At 66.0% G+C, this 20,235-nt stretch carries 14 protein-coding genes and 1 riboswitch; of the genes, 6 read left to right on the plus strand and 8 right to left on the minus strand.

What is annotated here, in order from left to right; translation table 11 throughout:
- The first annotated feature begins 1 nt into the window (after window position 1).
- Together F466_RS0100995 and bioD are read left to right on the plus strand one after the other, a co-directional pair.
- Entirely contained in the window at window positions 2-898 is an 897-nt protein-coding gene (locus F466_RS0100995; protein WP_018993242.1) for a phosphoribosylaminoimidazolesuccinocarboxamide synthase, read from the plus strand.
- Entirely contained in the window at window positions 895-1,614 is a 720-nt protein-coding gene (gene bioD / locus F466_RS0101000) for a dethiobiotin synthase (protein WP_018993243.1), read from the plus strand. The genes F466_RS0100995 and bioD overlap by 4 nt, the downstream gene beginning before the upstream one ends.
- Here bioD and F466_RS0101005 read toward each other — a convergent pair.
- The 6 genes from F466_RS0101005 to tkt all read right to left on the minus strand — a co-directional run bounded on the left by F466_RS0101005 (window position 1,542) and on the right by tkt (window position 9,404).
- On the minus strand, window positions 1,542-2,345 hold the full coding sequence (locus tag F466_RS0101005) for a lipid-binding SYLF domain-containing protein (RefSeq protein WP_018138122.1): 804 nt from the start codon (window positions 2,343-2,345) through the stop codon (window positions 1,542-1,544). The two genes, bioD and F466_RS0101005, sit on opposite strands and share 73 nt — an antisense overlap.
- Window positions 2,346-2,435: 90 nt before the next feature.
- Window positions 2,436-3,500 (minus strand): class II fructose-bisphosphate aldolase, encoded by a 1,065-nt coding sequence (gene fba / locus F466_RS0101010; protein WP_018138123.1) that lies wholly within the window; start codon window positions 3,498-3,500, stop codon window positions 2,436-2,438.
- Window positions 3,501-3,569: 69 nt separating this feature from the next.
- The gene (gene pyk, locus F466_RS0101015; protein ID WP_018138124.1) at window positions 3,570-5,000 is read right to left on the minus strand and encodes a pyruvate kinase; all 1,431 of its coding nucleotides are present in this window, start codon (window positions 4,998-5,000) and stop codon (window positions 3,570-3,572) included.
- Window positions 5,001-5,037: 37 nt separating this feature from the next.
- Entirely contained in the window at window positions 5,038-6,216 is a 1,179-nt protein-coding gene (locus F466_RS0101020; protein WP_018174936.1) for a phosphoglycerate kinase, read from the minus strand.
- Between the two features lie 138 nt (window positions 6,217-6,354).
- Window positions 6,355-7,353, minus strand: a complete 999-nt coding sequence (gene gap / locus F466_RS0101025; protein ID WP_018138126.1) for a type I glyceraldehyde-3-phosphate dehydrogenase — start codon at window positions 7,351-7,353, stop codon at window positions 6,355-6,357.
- A gap of 50 nt (window positions 7,354-7,403) precedes the next feature.
- On the minus strand, window positions 7,404-9,404 hold the full coding sequence (tkt, locus tag F466_RS0101030) for a transketolase (protein WP_018138127.1): 2,001 nt from the start codon (window positions 9,402-9,404) through the stop codon (window positions 7,404-7,406).
- 359 nt (window positions 9,405-9,763) lie between these two features.
- Here tkt and metK point away from each other — a divergent pair, with 359 nt between their 5' ends.
- From metK to F466_RS0101050, 4 genes are all read left to right on the plus strand, one after another.
- Window positions 9,764-10,936 (plus strand): methionine adenosyltransferase, encoded by a 1,173-nt coding sequence (metK, locus tag F466_RS0101035; RefSeq protein WP_018138128.1) that lies wholly within the window; start codon window positions 9,764-9,766, stop codon window positions 10,934-10,936.
- Between the two features lie 33 nt (window positions 10,937-10,969).
- Window positions 10,970-11,052, plus strand: a riboswitch (S-adenosyl-L-homocysteine riboswitch).
- Between the two features lie 19 nt (window positions 11,053-11,071).
- Window positions 11,072-12,484, plus strand: a complete 1,413-nt coding sequence (ahcY, locus tag F466_RS0101040; protein WP_018138129.1) for an adenosylhomocysteinase — start codon at window positions 11,072-11,074, stop codon at window positions 12,482-12,484.
- 95 nt (window positions 12,485-12,579) lie between these two features.
- Window positions 12,580-13,434, plus strand: coding sequence for a methylenetetrahydrofolate reductase [NAD(P)H] (gene metF, locus F466_RS0101045; RefSeq protein ID WP_018138130.1), 855 nt, complete (start codon window positions 12,580-12,582; stop codon window positions 13,432-13,434).
- Between the two features lie 6 nt (window positions 13,435-13,440).
- Window positions 13,441-14,208 carry a 16S rRNA (uracil(1498)-N(3))-methyltransferase gene (locus F466_RS0101050; RefSeq protein WP_018138131.1) on the plus strand — a complete coding sequence of 256 codons (768 nt, stop codon included), beginning with the start codon at window positions 13,441-13,443 and terminating at the stop codon, window positions 14,206-14,208.
- Between the two features lie 17 nt (window positions 14,209-14,225).
- On the opposite strand, the gene F466_RS0101055 is transcribed toward F466_RS0101050, so the two are convergent.
- A complete protein-coding gene (locus F466_RS0101055; protein ID WP_018138132.1) occupies window positions 14,226-14,717 on the minus strand; it encodes a hypothetical protein in 492 nt (163 codons plus the stop codon).
- The gene (locus tag F466_RS0101060; RefSeq protein ID WP_018993244.1) at window positions 14,714-20,227 is read right to left on the minus strand and encodes an Hpt domain-containing protein; all 5,514 of its coding nucleotides are present in this window, start codon (window positions 20,225-20,227) and stop codon (window positions 14,714-14,716) included. The genes F466_RS0101055 and F466_RS0101060 overlap by 4 nt, the downstream gene beginning before the upstream one ends.
- Window positions 20,228-20,235 lie beyond the last annotated feature (8 nt).

A 20,235-nucleotide genomic window follows, 5' to 3' on the forward strand; every position in this document is an offset into this window, starting at 1 on the left:
GATGAGCGACGCCCTGCTGGAAAGCCACATCCCCGATCTCGAACTGGTCCATCGCGGCAAGGTGCGCGACCTGTACGCGGTCGACGCCGACCACTGGCTGATGGTCACCACCGACCGCCTGTCGGCCTTTGACGTGATCCTGCCCACCCCGATCCCGGGCAAGGGGCGGATGCTGACCGCAATTACCGAGTTCTGGATGCACAAGGTCGAACGCGAGCTGGGCATCCCCAACCAGCTGACCGACATCGCGCTGGAACAGGTGGTCCCCGACCCGGCGATCCGGGCGCCACTGGAGGGCCGCAGTCTGGTGATTCGCCGGCTCGAGGCGCTGCCGGTGGAGGCCGTGGTGCGCGGCTACCTGATCGGGTCCGGCTGGAAAGACTACCAGGTCAGCGGCGCGGTCTGCGGCATCCCGCTGCCGGCCGGCCTGGAACTGGCCTCGAAGCTGCCGGAGGCCATCTTCACCCCCAGCACCAAGGCAGCGGTCGGTGATCACGACGCGAACATCGACTTCGCCACCGTAGTGGACACGATCGGCGAGGAACGGGCGCAACAGGTGCGCAAGGCCGCACTGGCAATCTACGCGATGGCGCGCGACTACGCGGCCGAGCGCGGGATCATCATCGCCGATACCAAATTCGAGTTCGGGGTGGACGCGAACGGGACCCTGCACCTGATCGACGAGGTCCTCACGCCGGATTCCTCGCGCTTCTGGCCGGCGGACCAGTATGCGCCAGGCCGGAGCCCCGAGTCCTTCGACAAACAGTACGTGCGCGACTATCTCGAGACCCTGGACTGGGACAAGACCGCTCCCGGACCCGAGCTGCCGCCCGAGGTCGCGGAGCAAACGGCTGCGCGCTACCGCGAGGCCCTGGAACGCCTGACCCGCGACGCATGATCGAAATGCCGCCACAGGGCTTGTTCGTCACGGGCAGCGACACCGGCGTCGGCAAGACCTTCGTTGGCTGCGCCCTGCTGGCAGCGTGGCGCGCCGAGGGCCTGGACCCGCAGCCACGCAAGCCGGTGGAATCTGGCTGCCCCGAGCGCGACGGCACGCTGTTCCCCGAGGATGGCGCCGCCCTGACCGCGGCGGCCGGCCTTCCCGCAACGGCCGTGGCGCAGGTGACGCCGTGGCGGTTTCCCGATGCGCTGGCACCCGATCAGGCCGCTGCGCGCCAGGGTGTGCAGCTGACGGTCGCGGAACTGGTTCAGGCCTGCGAGGTGCCGGGTGGTGGCCCCCGACTGGTGGAGGGTGCGGGCGGGTTCTATTCGCCGCTGTGCGGCGACGGCCTGAACGCCGACCTCGCACAGGCCCTGGGCCTCCCGGTCCTGCTGGTCGCCGAGGACCGGCTAGGGGTGTTGAACACCTGCCTGCTGACGCTGGAGGCCCTGGAACGTCGTGGCCTGCAACTGGCCGGGATCGTGCTCAACCGTCGCCACGCCGATACCGATCCCCTGCTGGACAATGCCGGGGCGCTGGCCCGGTACACGGCCGCACCCATCCTGTCGCTGCCGGAGGGGATAGCCCCGGAGGAGGCGACTCAGAAGCTCTCCACCTGGAAGTCGTCCTGGCGGATGCCGCCTTCGCCCGGGGTGACCTCGTCCAGGGTTTGATCCGGGCGCATGTCGCCGCTCCCGGTCGTCGGCTCGGCGGCCTCTTCGGGCTGGCGGAAGGAGGCCAGCAGGTCGCGCAGCTCGCGCGTCCCGGCGTGATCCACGCGTCGGCTCTCGATGATGTGCACCGGTCGCTGCGCTTCGCCGTAGTACGCCTCGTTGAAGTCGTCACGCACGGTCAGGCGCGAGCCGGACAGGCTCATCCCCAGATAGGCCCCACGCGAGCGGGAATAGGTCAGGAAGTCGGCCGTCGGGGTGGAGCCACGCCCGGCCCCAACCGGACCGGCGGCAACGGAGGCATCGGCGCCGAGACGGATCGCCGAACCGAACATCGAGTCCACCGCATCCTGGGTGCGCGCGACCATCACCACCTCGGCGGCATCACCCCCGAACTGCATACCAAAACTGATCGACCCGGCCGAATAGAAGGCAACCGGCGAGTAGTCGCCCTTGTCCTCGTCCCAGGCGAGGAACACACCCATGCCCCCGGAGCCCCCGATCAGGAACGCGCCGCGTCCAATACGCGGGAAGATGACGACACCTCGGGCGGTGCGCAGATCTTCCTGGAGGTGTTCGTATTCGGGGTGCGTGGCCATACGCTCCAGCGTGACCTTCGCCCGGTCGACAATGTCCTGCGGGTCAACCTCGCGGCTGAACGGGTTGGCGTGGGCAGTGGCGGACAGCGCAGCCACCACCAGCGCGGTCAGGCAAAGATGGATCAGTCGCTGCATTGGGTAAACGCTCCGGATTGCTCGGAATTGGCGACATGATCGCATAAAAAAGGGGGCCGAAGCCCCCTTTTCCGTGCTGCGATCCGCAGATCAGTTGACCTTGGGATCCAGCTCGCCGGACAGGTAGCGCTTGACCATGTCGTCCAGGGAGATCGGCTTGATCTTGGACGCCATGCCGGCGCAACCGAAGGCCTCGTAACGGGCCTGGCAGATGTCCTTCATGGCCGCGGTGGAGGCCTTCAGGAATTTGCGCGGGTCGAATTCCTTCGGATTCTCGGCCAGGAACTTGCGCACCGCACCGGTGGAGGCCATACGCAGGTCGGTGTCGATGTTGACCTTGCGCACGCCGTGCTTGATGCCTTCCTGGATCTCTTCAACCGGCACGCCATAGGTCTCGCCCATGTCGCCGCCGTACTTGTTGATGATTTCCAGCCACTCCTGCGGAACGGAGGAGGAGCCGTGCATGACCAGATGGGTATCCGGGATGCGGTTGTGGATCTCCTTGATGCGCTGGATGGCCAGGATGTCACCGGTCGGCGGACGGGTGAACTTGTAGGCGCCGTGGGAGGTACCAATGGCGATCGCCAGGGCGTCGCACTTGGTGTTCTTCACGAAGTCGGCAGCCTCGTCCGGGTCGGTCAGCAGCTGGTCGTGGGACAGCTTGCCTTCGGCACCGGAGCCGTCTTCCTCGCCGGCCATGCCGGTTTCCAGGGAACCCAGGCAGCCCAGCTCGCCTTCCACGGACACACCACAGGCGTGGGCGATCTCGGAGACCTTGGCGGTCACGTCACGGTTGTAGTCGTAGCTGGCCGGGGTCTTCATGTCGGGCATCAAGGAGCCGTCCATCATCACCGAGCTGAAGCCGGACTGGATGGAGCGCAGGCAGACCGCCGGCTCGGAGCCGTGGTCCTGGTGCAGCACGACCGGGATATCCGGGTACTGCTCAATGGCGGCGATGATGTTGTGGCGCAGGAAGGGCTCGCCGGCGTACTTGCGGGCACCGGCAGAGGCCTGAATGATCACCGGGGAGTCGACCGCGGCGGCCGCTTCCATGATCGAGTGGACCTGTTCCATGTTGTTGGCGTTGTACGCCGGCATGCCATAGCCGTGCTCGGCGGCATGGTCCAGCAGTTGGCGAAGGGAGATCAGTGCCATGGGTTCCTCCTTAACGGGATCGGACTGACGTAGTAAAAACTCTTGGGTTTGCCAGGGGGCCGCGTCGGCTTACAGCTCGTCGCCAACGCGCACGATCTTCATGGCATTGGTACCGCCATGCTCGCCCTGCAAATCACCCTTGGTAATGATAACCAGCCCGCCATCCTGCACGACGCCCTCGGCCCGGAGCAAGTTGACCGCCTCACGGTTCAGGCTCTCGTGGCTTTCGGGGATCGGCTCCAGGATCCGGGGGTATACCCCGCGATAGAGCGTCATACGGCGGCTGGTGGACTCGTGCTGGGTGAGCGCGTAGATCGGAATACCGGAGCTGATACGCGACATCCACAGGGCCGTGGAACCGGATTCGGTCAGTGCGGCAATGGCCGCCACGTCCAGGTGGTTCGCCGTGTACATCGTGGCCATCGCAATGGCCTCGTCGACGCGGCCAAAGGTCGAATCCATGCGGTGGTCCGACTGGCGCGCGGCGCGTTGGCGCTCGGCGGCCTCGCAGATCCGGTCCATACTCTCAACCACGCGCGCCGGATAGCGTCCCGTCGCGGTCTCGCCGGAGAGCATCACCGCGTCCGTGCCGTCGAGCACCGCGTTGGCCACGTCGAAGACCTCGGCACGCGTCGGGATCGGGTTCTGGATCATGGTCTCCATCATCTGGGTCGCCGTGATGACCAGACGATTGAGGGTGCGCGCCCGTGAGATCAGGGTCTTCTGCACGCCGGGCAGCTCGGCGTCACCAATCTCCACGCCGAGGTCCCCGCGCGCGATCATAATCACCTCGGAGGCCGCGATGATCTCGTCGATCACCTCCAGGGCCTCGGAGCGCTCGATCTTCGCGCAGATCCCGGCCTCCCAGCCGGCGTCATTCAGCAGGCTGCGCGCCAGGTGCAGATCCTGCGCGGAACGCGGGAAGGAGACGGCCAGGTAGTCCACCTGAAGCTCGGCCGCCAGACGGATATCCTCGCGGTCCTTTTCGGTGATCGCGGGGGCGGACAGGCCACCGCCCTGGCGGTTGATGCCCTTGTTGTTGGACAACTCGCCCCCGACCACGACGGTCGTCTCGATGCGCGCCCCGTTGACGGCGGTCACCTTGAGCACGATACGCCCGTCATCCAGCAACAGGATGTCGTCGGGGCGCACGTCCTGCGGCAGTTCCTTGTAGGTCAGCCCGACCTGGGTCCCATCCCCGGCGTCGCGATCCAGGTCCCCGTCCAGCGCGAAGGACGCGCCTTCCTGGAGTTGGACCCGACCTTCGCGAAAGCGGTCGATGCGGATCTTGGGGCCCTGCAGATCGCCAAGGACGCCGACGCAGCGACCCGCGCGATCCGCCGCGGCGCGCAGGCGGGCGAGCCGGGTACGATGGTCATCCGGGTCGCCATGCGAGAAGTTCAATCGAACGACATCCACGCCGGCCAGGATGATGGCCTCCATGGCCTCGTCGGTATCCGTGGCCGGCCCGAGGGTGGCCACGATCTTGGTACGTCTCATCCGCGTCGTTCTCCGTCAGCGGAGAGCGCGCCGGGCATCAGCCGCGGGCGCGCTCTTCCAGGATGGCGACGGCCGGCAGGGTCTTGCCTTCGAGAAACTCGAGGAAGGCGCCACCACCGGTGGAGATGTAGCTGATGCGATCGGCCAGGTTGTACTTGTCGATCGCGGCCAGGGTGTCGCCCCCGCCGGCGATGGAGAACGCATTGCTCTCGGCGATGGCCTCGCCCAGGGCCTTGGTACCGGCGGCGAACTGGTCGAACTCGAACACGCCGACCGGGCCATTCCAGACGATGGTGCCAGCGTTGCGCAGGGCCTCGGCGTAGGTCGCCGCGGTATCGGGGCCGACGTCGAAGATCATGTCGTCATCGGCTACGGCATCGACAGACTTGGTCTCGGCCGGGGTGGACTCAGAGAATTCCTTGCCCACGGTCACGTCGGTCGGCACCGGGATCTCGCCGCCCTTGGCGCGAGCCGCCTCCATCAGGCGCTTGGACTCATCGACCAGATCGGCCTCGTACAACGACTTGCCGACACCGTGGCCCTGGGCCGCGATGAAGGTATTGGCGATGCCGCCACCGACGATCAGCTGATCCACCACGCTGGACAGCGATTCCAGCACGGTGAGCTTGGTCGAGACCTTGGAGCCGCCCACGATGGCCACCAGCGGGCGCTTCGGGGTCTCGAGGGCCTTGCCCAGGGCCTCGAGTTCCTTGGCCAGCAGCGGACCGGCGCAGGCCTGCGGGGCAAACTTCGCCACACCATGGGTCGAGGCCTGGGCGCGGTGAGCGGTACCAAAGGCATCCATCACGAACACGTCGCACAGGGCCGCGTACTTTTTGGCGAGCGCCTCGTCGTCTTTCTTCTCGCCCGCATTGAAGCGGACGTTTTCGAGCAGGATGACCTCACCCGGCTGGGCGTCCACACCGTCGAGGTAATCCCGCACCAAGCGCACTTCGCGGCCCAGCAGACCGGCCATGTGCTCGGCGACCGGGGCCAGGGAATCCTCCTCGGAGAACTCGCCCTCGGTCGGGCGGCCCAGGTGCGACATCAGCATCACCGCGGCGCCGGCGTCCAGCGCCTTCTGCACGGTCTCCAGGCTCGCACGGATACGCGCGTCGGAGGTGACCTTGCCGCCTTTCACCGGCACGTTCAGGTCCTGGCGCACCAGCACGCGGCGGCCATTCAGGTCGAGATCGGTCATCTTGATGACAGACATGGGAGTACCTCTCGGAAATACGTTGAACAGATAAAGGCTTCGGGCCAGCCCCGTTCGGGACTCGCCCCAGGCCTCTGGATCCCGGCCAACCCGGGACAAGGAAAACGGCCGGGCCCGCGAGGACCCGGCCGTCAGGCCTTACTTGGCGACGTGCTCCACCATGCGCAGCATGTTGCAGGTGTAGCCGTACTCGTTGTCGTACCAGGCGACGACCTTCACGAAGGTCGGGTCCAGCTGGATGCCGGCGCCGGCGTCAAACACGGACGGGGCGGTGTAGCCACGGAAGTCCGTGGAGACCACCAGCTCGTCGGTGTAACCCAGCACGCCCTTCAGCTCGCCCTCAGAGGCCTTCTTCATGGCCGCGCAGACGTCGTCGTACTTGGCGTCGCCGTTCAGTTCCACGGTCAGGTCGACTACGGAGACGTCGGAGGTCGGCACACGGAAGGCCATACCGGTCAGCTTGCCGTTCAGTTCCGGCAGCACCTTGCCCACGGCCTTGGCCGCACCGGTGGACGACGGGATGATGTTCTCCAGGATGCCGCGGCCGCCGCGCCAGTCCTTCATGGACGGGCCGTCAACGGTCTTCTGGGTCGCGGTGGCGGCGTGCACGGTGGTCATCAGGCCACGCTTGATGCCCCAGGTGTCGTTCAGCACCTTGGCCACCGGGGCCAGGGCGTTGGTGGTGCAGGAGGCGGCGGAGACCATGTTCTGGCCCGCGTAGTCACCGTGGTTCACGCCGTAGACGAACATCGGGGTGTCGTCCTTGGACGGCGCGGACATCACGACCTTCTTGGCGCCGGCGTCCAGGTGCTTCTGGGCGGTCTCGGCGGTCAGGAACAGGCCGGTGGACTCGATCACGATGTCGGCGTTGATGTCGCCCCACTTCAGCGCGGACGGGTCCTTCTCGGCGGTCAGGCGGATGCGGTTGCCGTTCACCACCAGGTGGTCGCCGTCGACGCTGATGTCGCCTTCGAAGCGGCCGTGCACGGAGTCGTAGCGCAGCATGTAGGCCAGGTACTCCGGATCCAGCAGGTCGTTGATACCGACCACCTGGAGGTTCGGGAAGTCCTTGGCGATGGCGCGGAAGGCCATGCGGCCGATACGACCGAAGCCGTTAATACCAACCTTGATCGACATAGGATGTCTCCTCTCTTTCTTGCTTATGCGAAATCGATGCGGACGTAAGCTTAGCCGTTCAGCACGTCACGGGCGATCTGGGCGACGTTCTCCGGCTTGAAGCCAAAGTAGTCGAACAGGGCGCCACCCGGGGCCGACTCGCCGAAGCGATCCATGCCGAACACGGCGCCGTCCAGTCCGGTGAACTTGTACCAGCCCGCGGTGGCGCCGGCCTCGACGGCCACGCGCTTGCGCACAGCGGCCGGCAGCACGGCCTCGCGGTAGGCGGGGTCCTGCTGCTCGAACAGTTCGACGCAGGGCATGGAGACGACGCGCGCCTTCTTGCCCTCGCCGGCGAGCTCCTCGGCCGCCTTCACTGCCAGCTCGACCTCGGAGCCGGTCGCGATGAAGATCAGGTCCGGGGTGCCGTCGCAGTCTTTCAGCACATAGCCGCCTCGGGCGATATTGGCGAGCTGCTCGCCATCACGCTCCATGTGCGGCAGGCCCTGACGCGACAGGATGAACGCGGACGGGCCATCGGTGCGTTCGATGCCGGCCTTCCAGGCGACGGCGGTCTCGACCGCGTCGCAGGGGCGCCAGACGTTCAGGTTGGGGATCAGGCGCAGGCTCGGGGTCTGCTCGATCGGCTGGTGGGTCGGGCCGTCTTCGCCCAGACCGATAGAGTCATGGGTCAGGACATACATCACGCGCTGCTTCATCAGCGCGGACATGCGGATACCGTTACGGGCATAGTCGGAGAAGATCAGGAAGGTACCGCCGTACGGGATAAAGCCGCCGTGCAGGGCGATGCCGTTCATGATCGCGGCCATGCCGAACTCGCGCACGCCGTAGTAGACGTAGTTGCCCGCGGCATCGTCCTTGCTGACGCCCTTGGAGCCGGAATACATGGTCAGGTTGGAGCCGGCCAGGTCGGCGGAGCCGCCCAGCAGCTCCGGGACGGCCGGGGCCATGCCGGCGATCGCGTTCTGCGAGGCCTTGCGCGAGGCGACCTTCTCGGCCTTCTCGACAGTTTCCTTGATGTAGGCGTTGGCCTTTTCGCTCCAGTCGGACGGCAGGTCACCGGCCATACGGCGTTCGAACTCGGCGGCCAGTTCCGGATGCGCCTGCTTGTACGCGGCAAAGCGCTCCTTCCACTCGGCCTCGGCCTTGGCACCCTTGTCCTTCGCGCTCCAGCCTTCGTAGATGTCGTTCGGGATCTCGAACGGGGCGTGGTTCCAGCCCAGTTCCTTGCGGGTCAGCGCGATTTCGTCGTCACCCAGGGCGGCGCCGTGGCACTCTTCCTTGCCGGACTTGTTCGGCGAACCAAAGCCGATCACGGTGCGGCAGCAGATCAGGCTCGGTTTGCCGGTTTCCTTGCGCGCCTCTTCGATCGCGGCCTTGACCGCATCGGCGTCGTGACCATCGACGCCACGCACGACGTGCCAGCCATAGGCCTCGAAGCGGCCCGGGGTGTCGTCGGTGAACCAGCCTTCCACTTCGCCGTCGATGGAGATGCCGTTGTCATCCCAGAAGGCGACCAGCTTGCCCAGGCCCAGGGTGCCAGCCAGCGCGCAGGTCTCGTGGGAGATCCCTTCCATCATGCAGCCGTCGCCGAGGAAGGCGTAGGTGTTGTGGTCGACGATGTCGTGCCCGGGCTGGTTGAAGTGCGCAGCCATCATCTTCTCGGCCAGCGCCATGCCCACCGCGTTGGAGATCCCCTGGCCCAGCGGACCGGTGGTGGTCTCCACACCCGCGGTGTAGCCGTACTCCGGGTGGCCCGGGGTCTTGGAGTGCAGCTGACGGAACTGCTTGAGCTCGTCCATCGGCAGGTCGTAGCCGGTCAGGTGCAGCAGCGAGTAGACCAGCATGGAGCCGTGGCCGTTGGACATCACGAAGCGGTCGCGGTCGGGCCAGTGCGGGTTGCCCGGGTTGTGCTGCATGTAGTCGTTCCACAGCACTTCGGCGATGTCCGCCATCCCCATCGGCGCGCCCGGGTGGCCGGAATTGGCCTTCTGGACGGCATCCATCGACAGGGCGCGAATGGCATTGGCAAGCTCTCTACGGGTCGGCATGCTGAACTCCTGCTCTTTCGAAATAGTGTTTGGGTTCGGCTGGCGGCGATCAGCGGCGCGGGGCACCAGCGGCGGCCAGACCCGGACAGGTCGACCGATCGAGGGCACACAGATCCTGCCGGCGCTCAAAGACACGGAATGGCCCGAGCAGCCCCAGCAAAGGCGATGCATTTTGGCCACTTTCCGCGATCGGGGCAAGTCGGCGCCAGGGCGCACCAGAACGCGGTCTCAACGGGATTCGTGCGGCCCGGGGCCCCACAAACACCGGGAGGGGGGCTTAGAAAATCTCGTCGAGTTGCGTTACAGTACTGGTCGTTTTGCGCAAAACTAAATCGAAACGACCCACAAAGGAACGCCTAATGTCCAACGATTACATCTTCACCTCGGAATCGGTTTCCGCGGGCCATCCCGACAAGATGGCCGACCTGGTCTCCGACACCATCGTCGACGCCATCATCGAGCAGGATCCGCATGCGCGTATCGCCTGCGAGACCGCCACCAAGACCGGCATGGTCATGCTGCTGGGCGAGATCACCACCGGCGCGCAGATCGATTACGAGCGCCTGGTGCGCGAGACCGTCTGCGAGATCGGCTACAACGATTCCGACGTCGGCTTCGACGGCAAGACCTGCGCCGTGCTGAACGTGCTGGGTGAACAGTCCCAGGACATCGCCATGGGCGTGGACCGCGACGTCTCCGACCGCGCCACCCAGGGTGCCGGTGACCAGGGCCTGATGTTCGGCTACGCCGCGCGCGAAACCGATACGCTGATGCCCGCCCCGATCTTCTACGCCCACAAGATGGTGCGTATCCAGTCCGAACTGATGAAGAGCGGCAAGCTGCCGTGGCTGCGCCCGGACGCCAAGTCCCAGGTCTCGCTGCGCTACGAAGACGGCAAGCCGGCCGGCCTGGACGCGGTGGTCCTGTCCACCCAGCACAGCCCGGACATCTCGCAGAAGGATCTGCAGGAAGCGATCTACGAAGAGATCTTCAAGAAGGTGCTGCCGAACGAATGGCTGAGCCAGGTCTCCGACGACAAGATCCACATCAACCCGACCGGCAAGTTCGAGATCGGGGGCCCGGTGGGTGACGCCGGTCTGACCGGCCGCAAGATCATTGTTGACACCTACGGCGGCATGGCCCGTCACGGTGGTGGCGCGTTCTCCGGCAAGGACCCGTCCAAGGTGGACCGTTCCGCTGCCTACGCCGGCCGCTACGTGGCCAAGAACATCGTCGCCGCCGGCCTGGCCGACAAGTGCGAGATCCAGGTCTCCTACGCCATCGGCGTGGCCGAGCCGACCTCGATCACCGTCGACACCTTCGGCACCGGCAAGGTCGACGATCGCAAGATCGAAGGCTTCGTGCGCGAAGTGTTTGATCTGCGCCCGTGGGGCCTGATCCAGATGATGGATCTGCTGCGCCCGATCTACAAGGCGACCGCCGCCTATGGTCACTTCGGCCGCGAAGACGTCGACCTCCCCTGGGAGCGTACCGACAAGGCCGAGGAACTTAAGAAGATGGCGGGCCTCTAAAAGCACCCGACATTTTGTAAGCGAAATACCCATCCGGCTGAGGAGCGCTGCAGCGGTTTAACCGTCAGGCTCAGCCGGATGCCCCCCCTGAAACGTGAACACGGCGCTCATCCAGATAACCGGAGAAGTTGATCCATGAATGCTGTGATGAACGACAAGAAAACCACCGATTACGTCGTCAAGGACATCAACCTTGCCGAGTTCGGCCGCAAGGAAATTGCGATCGCCGAGACCGAAATGCCCGGTCTGATCCAGACCCGCGAAGAATTCGCGGCCTCCAAGCCGCTGAAGGGCGCCAAGATTGCAGGCTCCCTGCACATGACGATCCAGACCGCGGTTCTGATCCAGACCCTGGAAGCCCTGGGTGCGGACGTACGCTGGGCCTCCTGCAACATCTACTCCACCCAGGACCACGCCGCGGCCGCGATCGCCGACAACGGCACCCCGGTCTTCGCCGTGAAGGGCGAGACCCTGGAAGAGTACTGGGACTACTGCCACCGCATCTTCGAATTCGACGGCGGCGCCAACATGATCCTGGACGACGGCGGTGACGCCACGCTGCTCCTGCACATCGGCGCCAAGGCCGAGAAGGACCAGTCCGTCATCTCCAACCCGGAGAACGAAGAAGAAGTCGCCCTGTTTGCCTCGATCAAGGATCGCCTGGCCAAGCAGCCGACCTGGTACTCCGAGCAGCTCGCCAAGATCAAGGGCGTGACCGAAGAGACCACCACCGGTGTCCATCGCCTGTACCAGATGGCGAAGGACGGCGAGCTGGCCTTCCCGGCGATCAACGTCAACGACTCGGTCACCAAGTCCAAGTTCGACAACCTGTACGGCTGCCGCGAGTCCACCGTGGACTCCATCAAGCGCGCCACCGACGTGATGATCGCGGGCAAGATCGCCGTGGTCTGTGGCTACGGTGACGTCGGCAAGGGTGCGGCTCAGTCGCTGGCCGGCCTGGGTGCCACCGTGTGGGTCACCGAGATCGACCCGATCTGCGCCCTGCAGGCCGCCATGGAAGGTTTCCGCGTGGTCACGATGGAAGACGCGGCCGACAAGGCCGAGATCTTCGTTACCGCCACCGGTAACAAGGACGTGATCACCGAAGATCACATGACCCGCATGAAGAACCAGGCCATCGTCTGCAACATCGGCCACTTCGACTCCGAGATCGCCGTGGCCGCGATGCGCAAGTACGAGTGGGAGAACATCAAGCCGCAGGTTGACCACATCATCCTGCCGAACGGCAACCGGATCATCATGCTGGCCGAAGGTCGCCTGGTGAACCTGGGCTGCGGCACCGGTCATCCGAGCTTCGTGATGTCCAACTCCTTCACCAACCAGACCCTGGCCCAGATCGAGCTGTGGACGAAGGGTGACCAGTACGACAAGAACGTCTTCGTGCTGCCGAAGCACCTGGACGAGAAGGTCGCACAGCTGCACCTGTTCAAGCTGGGCGCCAACCTGACCCGTCTTACCGACGATCAGGCGGCGTACCTGGGTATGTCGGTGGATGGCCCGTTCAAGCCGGAACACTACCGCTACTGATCGGCCAGCCTCACATTTCAATTCGTTGCTAATGTGAACGCCGAGGCGGGCCGCATGTTCGTGCGGTCCGCCTTCTTTTTGTCTGGAGGACAAACATGTCTACCCAAAAACGCGTCTTCAGCGTTGAGTTTTTCCCGCCCAAGGACGAGGCCGGGGCCGAACGACTGGCCAAGGCCCGCAAGCGTCTGGGCGCACTGAATCCCGAGTTCTATTCCGTCACCTTCGGCGCCGGCGGCTCGACCCGCGACCGCACCCTGGAGACGGTCCGGGACATCATCGACAACGACGGCATCCCGGCCGCCCCTCACGTCTCCTGCATCTCCTCGACCAAGGGCGAGCTGCACGAGCTGCTGTCGACCTACCGCGACATCGGCGTTAACCGCATTGTCGCGCTGCGCGGCGACCTGCCGTCCGGCACCAAGAACTCCGGCGGCGACTTCCGCTATGCCTCCGAGCTCGTGGAGTTCGTGCGCGCCGAATTCGGCGACCAGTTCAAGATCGAGGTCGCGGCCTATCCGGAGTTCCATCCGCAGGCCCCGAACGCCGAGAAAGACCTGGAGAACTTCAAGACCAAGGTCGACGCCGGAGCGGACGCCGCGATCACCCAGTATTTCTACAACGTGGACGCCTACGAGGCCTTCATGGAACGGGTGGAGAAGATGGGCATCACCATCCCGATCATTGTCGGGATCATGCCGATCACCAACTACACCCAGATCGTGCGCTTCTCCGAGATGTGCGGCGCCGAGATCCCCCGTTACATCCGCAAGCGGATGGAGGCCTACGGTGACGACAAGGAGTCGATCCGCAAGTTTGGCATCGAGGTCGCCACGCGCCTGACCGACGACGTCCTCGACAAGGGCGCCCCGGGGATCCACTTCTACTCCATGAACCAGGCCGGTCCGACCGAGACCATCTGGAAGAACCTGGACCTGGACAACCGTCGGTAACACCCGATGCGCTGCCCCCGGCTGCTGATCAACGACACGGATCTGGCCGCGGGGCAGTCTATTCCCGCGTCGCAGGACCGGCTGCACTACGCCACCAATGTCCTGCGTCTCAAGAACCATGCTGCCTGCCGGGTGTTCGACGGTCAGGGCAACGAATTCCACGCCCGTCTGGATATCACCGGACGGCGCACCGGCACCTTCCACCTGGGCGAGCGCGCCGCCGCCGCCACCACACCCGCACGCCCCATTGAGCTGCTCCAGGGCATTGCCCGGGGAGACCATATGGATCTGGCGGTCCAGAAGGCGGTGGAGCTGGGTGTCAGCATGATCCGGCCCGTGCTCTGCGAACGCAGCCGTTCGGCCGCAGCCCATCGGGGACTGGACAAGCGCCATGCCCACTGGGCCGGGATCATCCAGGCCGCCGCCGAACAATGCGGCCGTAACGAGCTACCGCTTCTGGCACCACCAGCCACACTGGACGACGCGCTGGGCGCCAGCTCACCCGGCCTCGATCTGGTCGCGGACGAACAGGGCCCGCCCCTGTCCGGGGCACTCGACGCGTTCGGGAAGGGGGGCACGTCCGGACGGGTACGGATACTGATCGGACCCGAGGGGGGGCTAACTGACGAGGAACGCCTCCAGACGCGCAAGGCGGGGTTTCAATCCGTCTCCATGGGCCCCCGCACCCTGCGCACGGAGACGGCCGCGATCAGCCTTTTGACCCTGGTGCAATGGAAGCTCGGGGATCTCGACGGTGGGGCGGCCCTCACCTGACGTTCGAGGCCGTCGGCCTATGCCGTTTCCGGCTGCGAGAGCTCGAGCAAGCGATCCTCGATCGCATCAAGTCGCAGCAGGTGACTGGTCACTCCCGACGCCTTTACCCGCCACGCCCACGGAGAGGCATCCGCCTCATCGACGGCATAGATGTTTTGCGGCGTGATGCGCACCGGATGTGGCGTGCCGCGCACCTCCAGCGCATAAAACGGCAGCCGCTCCGGCTGGGTAATGGCCTGCATGACCAGCAGACGGGTGAACCGACGCTGCGCATCCTCGGTTGGGTGTTCGGGATACAACAGTCGGTGAACATTGACCACGGGCACCTGGACGTCCTGCCAGATCAGCGTGGGCTCCAGCCAGGGGATGTCCGCGTGCTCGTGATCAGTCTGCACGGCACCTGCCCGGGTGGTGACCTCGAGAAAGGCACTACGCGGCAACAGGATGGACCCGGTGTCCAGCTGCACAATCACCGACTCGACCGACGGCGCGCGGGTCTCTTCACTCATGCGACGACCTCCTCAAGATGACGCCGGATTTCGTCCAGCAGGTCATTCTCCAGGTACGGCTTGCCCAGATAGCCATTGACGCCCAGCCGCGAGGCCCGCTCGCGATGCTTCGTGCCACTGCGCGATGTGATCATGATAATCGGCACCTGGCTCAGCTCCGGATGGTCGCGGACATGGGCGGCGAACTCGAAGCCGTCCATACGCGGCATCTCCACATCCAGCAGGATCAGCTGCGGTCGCCGCTCCTCCAGCATCGTCACGGCATCGAGACCGTCGCGGGCCGTGACCACATCGTACCCATGGCGGGCGAGCAGACGCGCGGTGACCTTGCGGATGGTGATCGAGTCATCCACGACCATGACGCGTGGGGCGCCGGCAATCTCCGCCGGCATACCCGTGTCGACGGTGCCCGCCGTAGCCGCCGCGAAACGCACCAGCATGCTCAAGTCGAGGATCAGCATGACCGAGCCATCGCCCTGCAGGGTGGCACCAGCGACCCCCGGGATGCGGCTCAAGACCGGGCCTACCGATTTCACGACCACTTCCTGGCTTCCGAGCAACCCGTCGATCCGCAGCGCCACGCGCTGATCGTCAGCGCGCACCAGCAACAGCGGGAACGCGTGGTCCGGCAGATGGCTGGCGCTGGCCTGCGTCTCGATCCCCATCAGGTCACCCAGGGCCCGCACGGCATAGTCCTGACCCGCGTAAGGATAGCTCACATGCCCGTCGCCGCTGGCCACGACCTCGTCCGCATGCGCCCGCACGACGCCCTCCACGGACGCCATGGGCACGGCGAAGGTCTCCTCGCCCACCTGAACCAGCAATGCCTGCGAGATCGCCAGCGTAAACGGCAACCGCATGGTAAAGCGCGAGCCTCGTCCGGGCGTGGATTCGATCTCCAGCGTGCCGCCCAGCTGCTTGACGTCGCTGTTCACCACGTCCAGCCCCACCCCGCGACCGGCCACCTGCGACACCTCCGCGGCGGTGGAGAACCCGGACTGCAGGATCAATTGCAGGGCCTGGGCATCGGTAATCTCGGCATCGGAGGCCAGCAGCCCGCGCTCCACGGCTCGCGTGCGGATGGCATGGGCATCAATCCCGGCGCCATCGTCCGTCACTTGCAGGCGGATCTCGCTGCCTGACTGTTCGAGCGACACCCCGATCTGGCCCGTTTCCGACTTGCCGGCCGCGCGCCGCGCGTCGCTGTCCTCGATCCCGTGCGCAATCGCATTGCGCAGCAGGTGCTCAAGCGGGGCGACCAGCCGTTCCAGCAATGCGCGGTCGAGCTCGGCCCCCTGCCCGGAAAACTCCACACGGACCGACTTGCCCATGTCGTCGCCGGCCTGGCGTACCACGCGCCGCAGGCGCGGGGCCATACGTGCGAACCGCACCATGCGCTGGCGCATCAGCTGGTCCTGGAGATCGGTCCCCACGCGACGCTGCTGCAGCAGGATGCCGCCGGCATTCTGTAGCTCGTCACCCACGTCCTGCTTCAGGGCCTCAAGGTCACTGACACTCTCGGCCAGCGCACGCGAGAGCTGCTGGATCCCGGAATAGCGGTCCATCTCCAGCGGATCGAAATCCACCGCCTCGTCACCGCTCTCCTTCTCGACCCGGAACAGAATCTGCGCCTCGGTCTCGATCTCGAGCTTGCGCAGCTGCTCGCGCAAGCGAGCGATCGTCCGCTCCAGTTCATCGACCTGACCTTCGACGCGACCCACGGTTTGCTCGAAGCGACGATGAAAGGTCGCAAGCTCGCCGGCATGATTGACCAGCGCATCCAGCACCTCGGCATCCATGCGCACCTGGTCCTGGATACGGCGCGCCTCCATCGGCACGGGGTGCGCGACCGTCTCCGACTCGTCGTCGTCCGTCAGGAGGGCCGCGGGTTCGATCTCCTCGGCCTCACTGCGGGCGGCCGGCTGGCTCTCGAACTCTTCGCCGCCACCGGATGCCCACTCGCGCAACGCCGGCAGGGTCTCGCTGGCCTCTTCGTTCGTCTGCCAGCTACCGACCCCGCGCTCGACCAGGTGCTGGACATCGGTCAATGCGCGCTCGACCAGCCGGAAGAATCCTTCTCGGGGCTCCAGTCCGGTCTCGGTCTCCACGCCCAAGGCACTTTCCAGGGCATGGGCAATCGCCCCTACCACCTCGAAACCAGCCATCCGGGCACTGCCCTTCAGCGTATGCACCTCGCGCTGGAAGGCATTCTGATCCGGCCCCGGACGGCCGCCGGCCTCGCGCCACGATGCCAGGGCCGCGAACGCGGCCTCCAGGATATCGCGGGCCTCTTCGATGAATACCTCGGCGAACTCCGGATCGATCTCTTCCTCCGGCTCCACCTCCAGCCCGGCATCCGGCTCGCCCGCCAGCCCGGCGTCGTCGGGCTCGGCGCCCACCGCTTCGGCCTCCGCTGGCTCGGGCGTCAAAGGCGTCGCGGACTCGACATCCGGTTGCGGTGGCTCGAGCGCCGATCCGAGCCCATCCGACTGTGGCGGCTCGGAGACCTGCTCGGCGGCATCCTCGTCGGCAGCACGCAGCAACTGCTCGGCGGTCGCATGGTCGAGGAGCTCGTAGACCTCGGGCGACCACTCGGGTGGTGCCTCCGTCTTGACCGGGTCAGGGTGCTCGTCGGCCACTGCATCTGCCACGTAGCGCTCGAGTTCGGCGAGCAGAGTCTGAGCTCGCGCCGCCAGCGGCCACTCCATCTCGCGATGGATGCGCACGATGCGCTCGAACGGCCCGCAAACGGCGTAGATGCCGCGGATATCGGCCGTTCGGGCACTACCGTTCAGGGTATGCAGTGCACGTTCGAGCTCGTGATTCGGCACCCTGTCGGGCCGGTTCCCGGACGCGTCGATCCATTCGCGAAGGGTAGCCAGATGGGTACGGGCCTCGGCCGAGAACACCTGCCAGAGTTGCGGGTCAGTACCCGCGTCCTCGGGCAACTCGAGCGTTTCGTCGTTCGTTTCCAGCGCGGGCTCCACGGGGACACCCGACTCGAGCTCGGCCTCGGGCCCGTCCAGCGACACCCCCAGCTCCTGTGAATCCAGGTCGAGCGGCTCCGCCGACTCCAGTTCTTCTTCCGGGGCCTCCAGAATGGGGGCCGCCGGCCATTCGGGCTCGGCCCCGCCTGCGGCAGGCTCGAGGGCATCCATACTGCGCGCGAGCTCGGCAAAATCGTCCTCGGCACCGGCCGGCACCTCGGCGGCTTCTTCCGCCGGCTCCATCTCGCCGGACAGCAGTGCCTGCAGACGCAAGGCGATATCCAGCACCGGGGTGTCCGGGCCGGCATCATCCCGGACTTCTGCTACCAGGCCCGGCAGGACTGCAATCGCATCCTCAAGTGCCTGGATGGTCGCGAAGTCCGCCTCTTGGCCGCCTTCCAGCAGGCGATTCAGGAATGACTCCACAACCCAGGCGAATTCGCCCAGACGCAAGGCACCCGCCAGGCGGCCGGAACCCTTGAGCGTATGGAAGGAACGACGGATCACCGTCAGGGCATCCATGTCGGAGGGCGCGGCCTGCCAGCGCGGGAACTGCTCACCGAGGCTTTCGATCTCCTCGTCGGCTTCCTCGAGGAAGATATCGAGAATCTCGGGATCGATATCCGGCCCCCGGACCTGCGAGGACAACACAGACTCGTCGTAATGCAGATGTTCTGCACTCGAGACTTGCACCGGGGCCGGATTGGTTTCGGATACTGTCTCCTGCTCCGGGATATTCTCCTTGGCCTCACCAAACACGGCCAGCGGCTCCTCCTGTCCCGCGACCTCTTCAGCGTCGTCACCCGGCGAGGCCCCTTCCCCGCTCGCACCCACGGACACATCGGTCAGTGAAACGGGGCGTTCGGCCCCATCGCCACCGGAGATGGCACCCAGACGCTGCAGTGCGGCCACGCCCCGCTCGTGGACACTATCCAGTTCGCGCCAGGGCTGCCCGGAGGACTCCAGCGCCAGCTCGATCGAGCTCAACACCTCCGCCAGCGCCCCGACCTCGTCCTCGCCCAGGTCCTGTGCCGCCAGCCCGGCGTCAGCGCGGGCCTCCAGGTAGCGGATCAACGGCTGCAACAGGGCCTGCAGGGCCTCGAAACCACCGATCGACATCGCACCGTCGACCCGCTCCAGCGCACCGCGGGCCTCGCGCAACCCGTTATCCGCGCCTTCCCCGGAGAGGTACCCGAGCAAGGTATCGCGCACACGCCGCACGTCCACCAGAGCCTCCTGGTAGACCGCCGCGGCCAGATGGCGATCGAAGTCGGCACGCGGGCCGCTGGCCGCGCGCCGACGCAGGCCCGATTCGAGCAGCGACTCCAGCGCCAGGAGATGCTCGGCCAACTCCATGTCGACCTGTTCATCGGAGTGCCCGGCCCGCTCCGGCGTCAGGGTCTCTGTCAGGGCATCGGTGTGGCGCTGCCCCGCCTCCAGGCCGAGCAGGCTCAGGGTCGAGCCGATACGCTCGACCTGTTCGCTCAGACTGGCCAGCTCCTCGTGGCCGCGCTGTTCCGAGCGCATCAGCACATCCAGGCGCTCTCGCACCTCGGCCAGGTCATCTTCCAGGGCGGCGCGCAGATTCTGATAAACCGCCTGGCCGACCCCTCCGCCGTCGTCGCCTTGCAGCGCGTGCAGACCGAACACCTCGCGCACCGCGCGCGCCTGCTCGCCATCGGAGCTTGACCCCGCAATGTGGAACAGCAAGGTCTTGATCAGGTCATCCGGAATGGCGTGATCGGGCTCCGAGCCATCGTCGTGCGACTCGCAGTGCTCGCTGAGGATGCCCAGGTAGCGCCCGAGCTCGCGGTCCACGCGCCCGATCAGGCGGCGAATGTCGGTACCGGCCTCGAGGCCCTCGTCGGCGAGCGACTCCAGGATGCCACCGGTAATCCAGAACAGGCGCCGGAGATCCCCGGGCGGGACCATTTCCTCGATCTGCTGTGCAACGGGCTTCAGGCGGCGGGCCGCCGCGGTCACATCACCGCGGACCAGCTCGAGAAGCTCGCGCTGAAATCCCCGACGGGCCTCCTGCAGGCGCCGTGCGCGCTCCTGAGGCTGTGGCGCCTCGCCACCGGCCCCAACGCGACCGTCGTCCACCGCCTGCAGATCCGGCATCAGGGCCGCGACGTCCATCAGCAAGGTGGCGCCCCGCGCTGCCCGCAGCTCGTTGAGCAGCGGGACCAGGATCATCGGCGAAGGCAGTTCCGAGTCGCCCTCCTGCTCAAGGTAGTCGGGCAACTGCAGCGCGGCACGCAAGAGCGCCTCGGTTGCCTCCGGGCTGGGCGGCTCGGCCCCCTGCTGCAGATCCATCACCTGCAACATCTCGTCGCAGATCAGGACCACGCTCTCGACCTGCACCATGGTCAGGGTGCCGCGAATCTGCTCCAGTCCCGCGCGGGCCTCCTCCAGACACTCGCCACAGGCGGGGTCCTCGGCATAACGACGCAGGGCGTCCTGGAGCTCGACAAAGAGCTTGTCGAGTTCGTCGCGGACCCAATTCAGTGCGCTGGGTGCCATATCTGGGG

The organism is Thioalkalivibrio sp. ALgr1 (genome assembly GCF_000378285.1).
Taxonomy (GTDB): domain Bacteria; phylum Pseudomonadota; class Gammaproteobacteria; order Ectothiorhodospirales; family Ectothiorhodospiraceae; genus Thioalkalivibrio.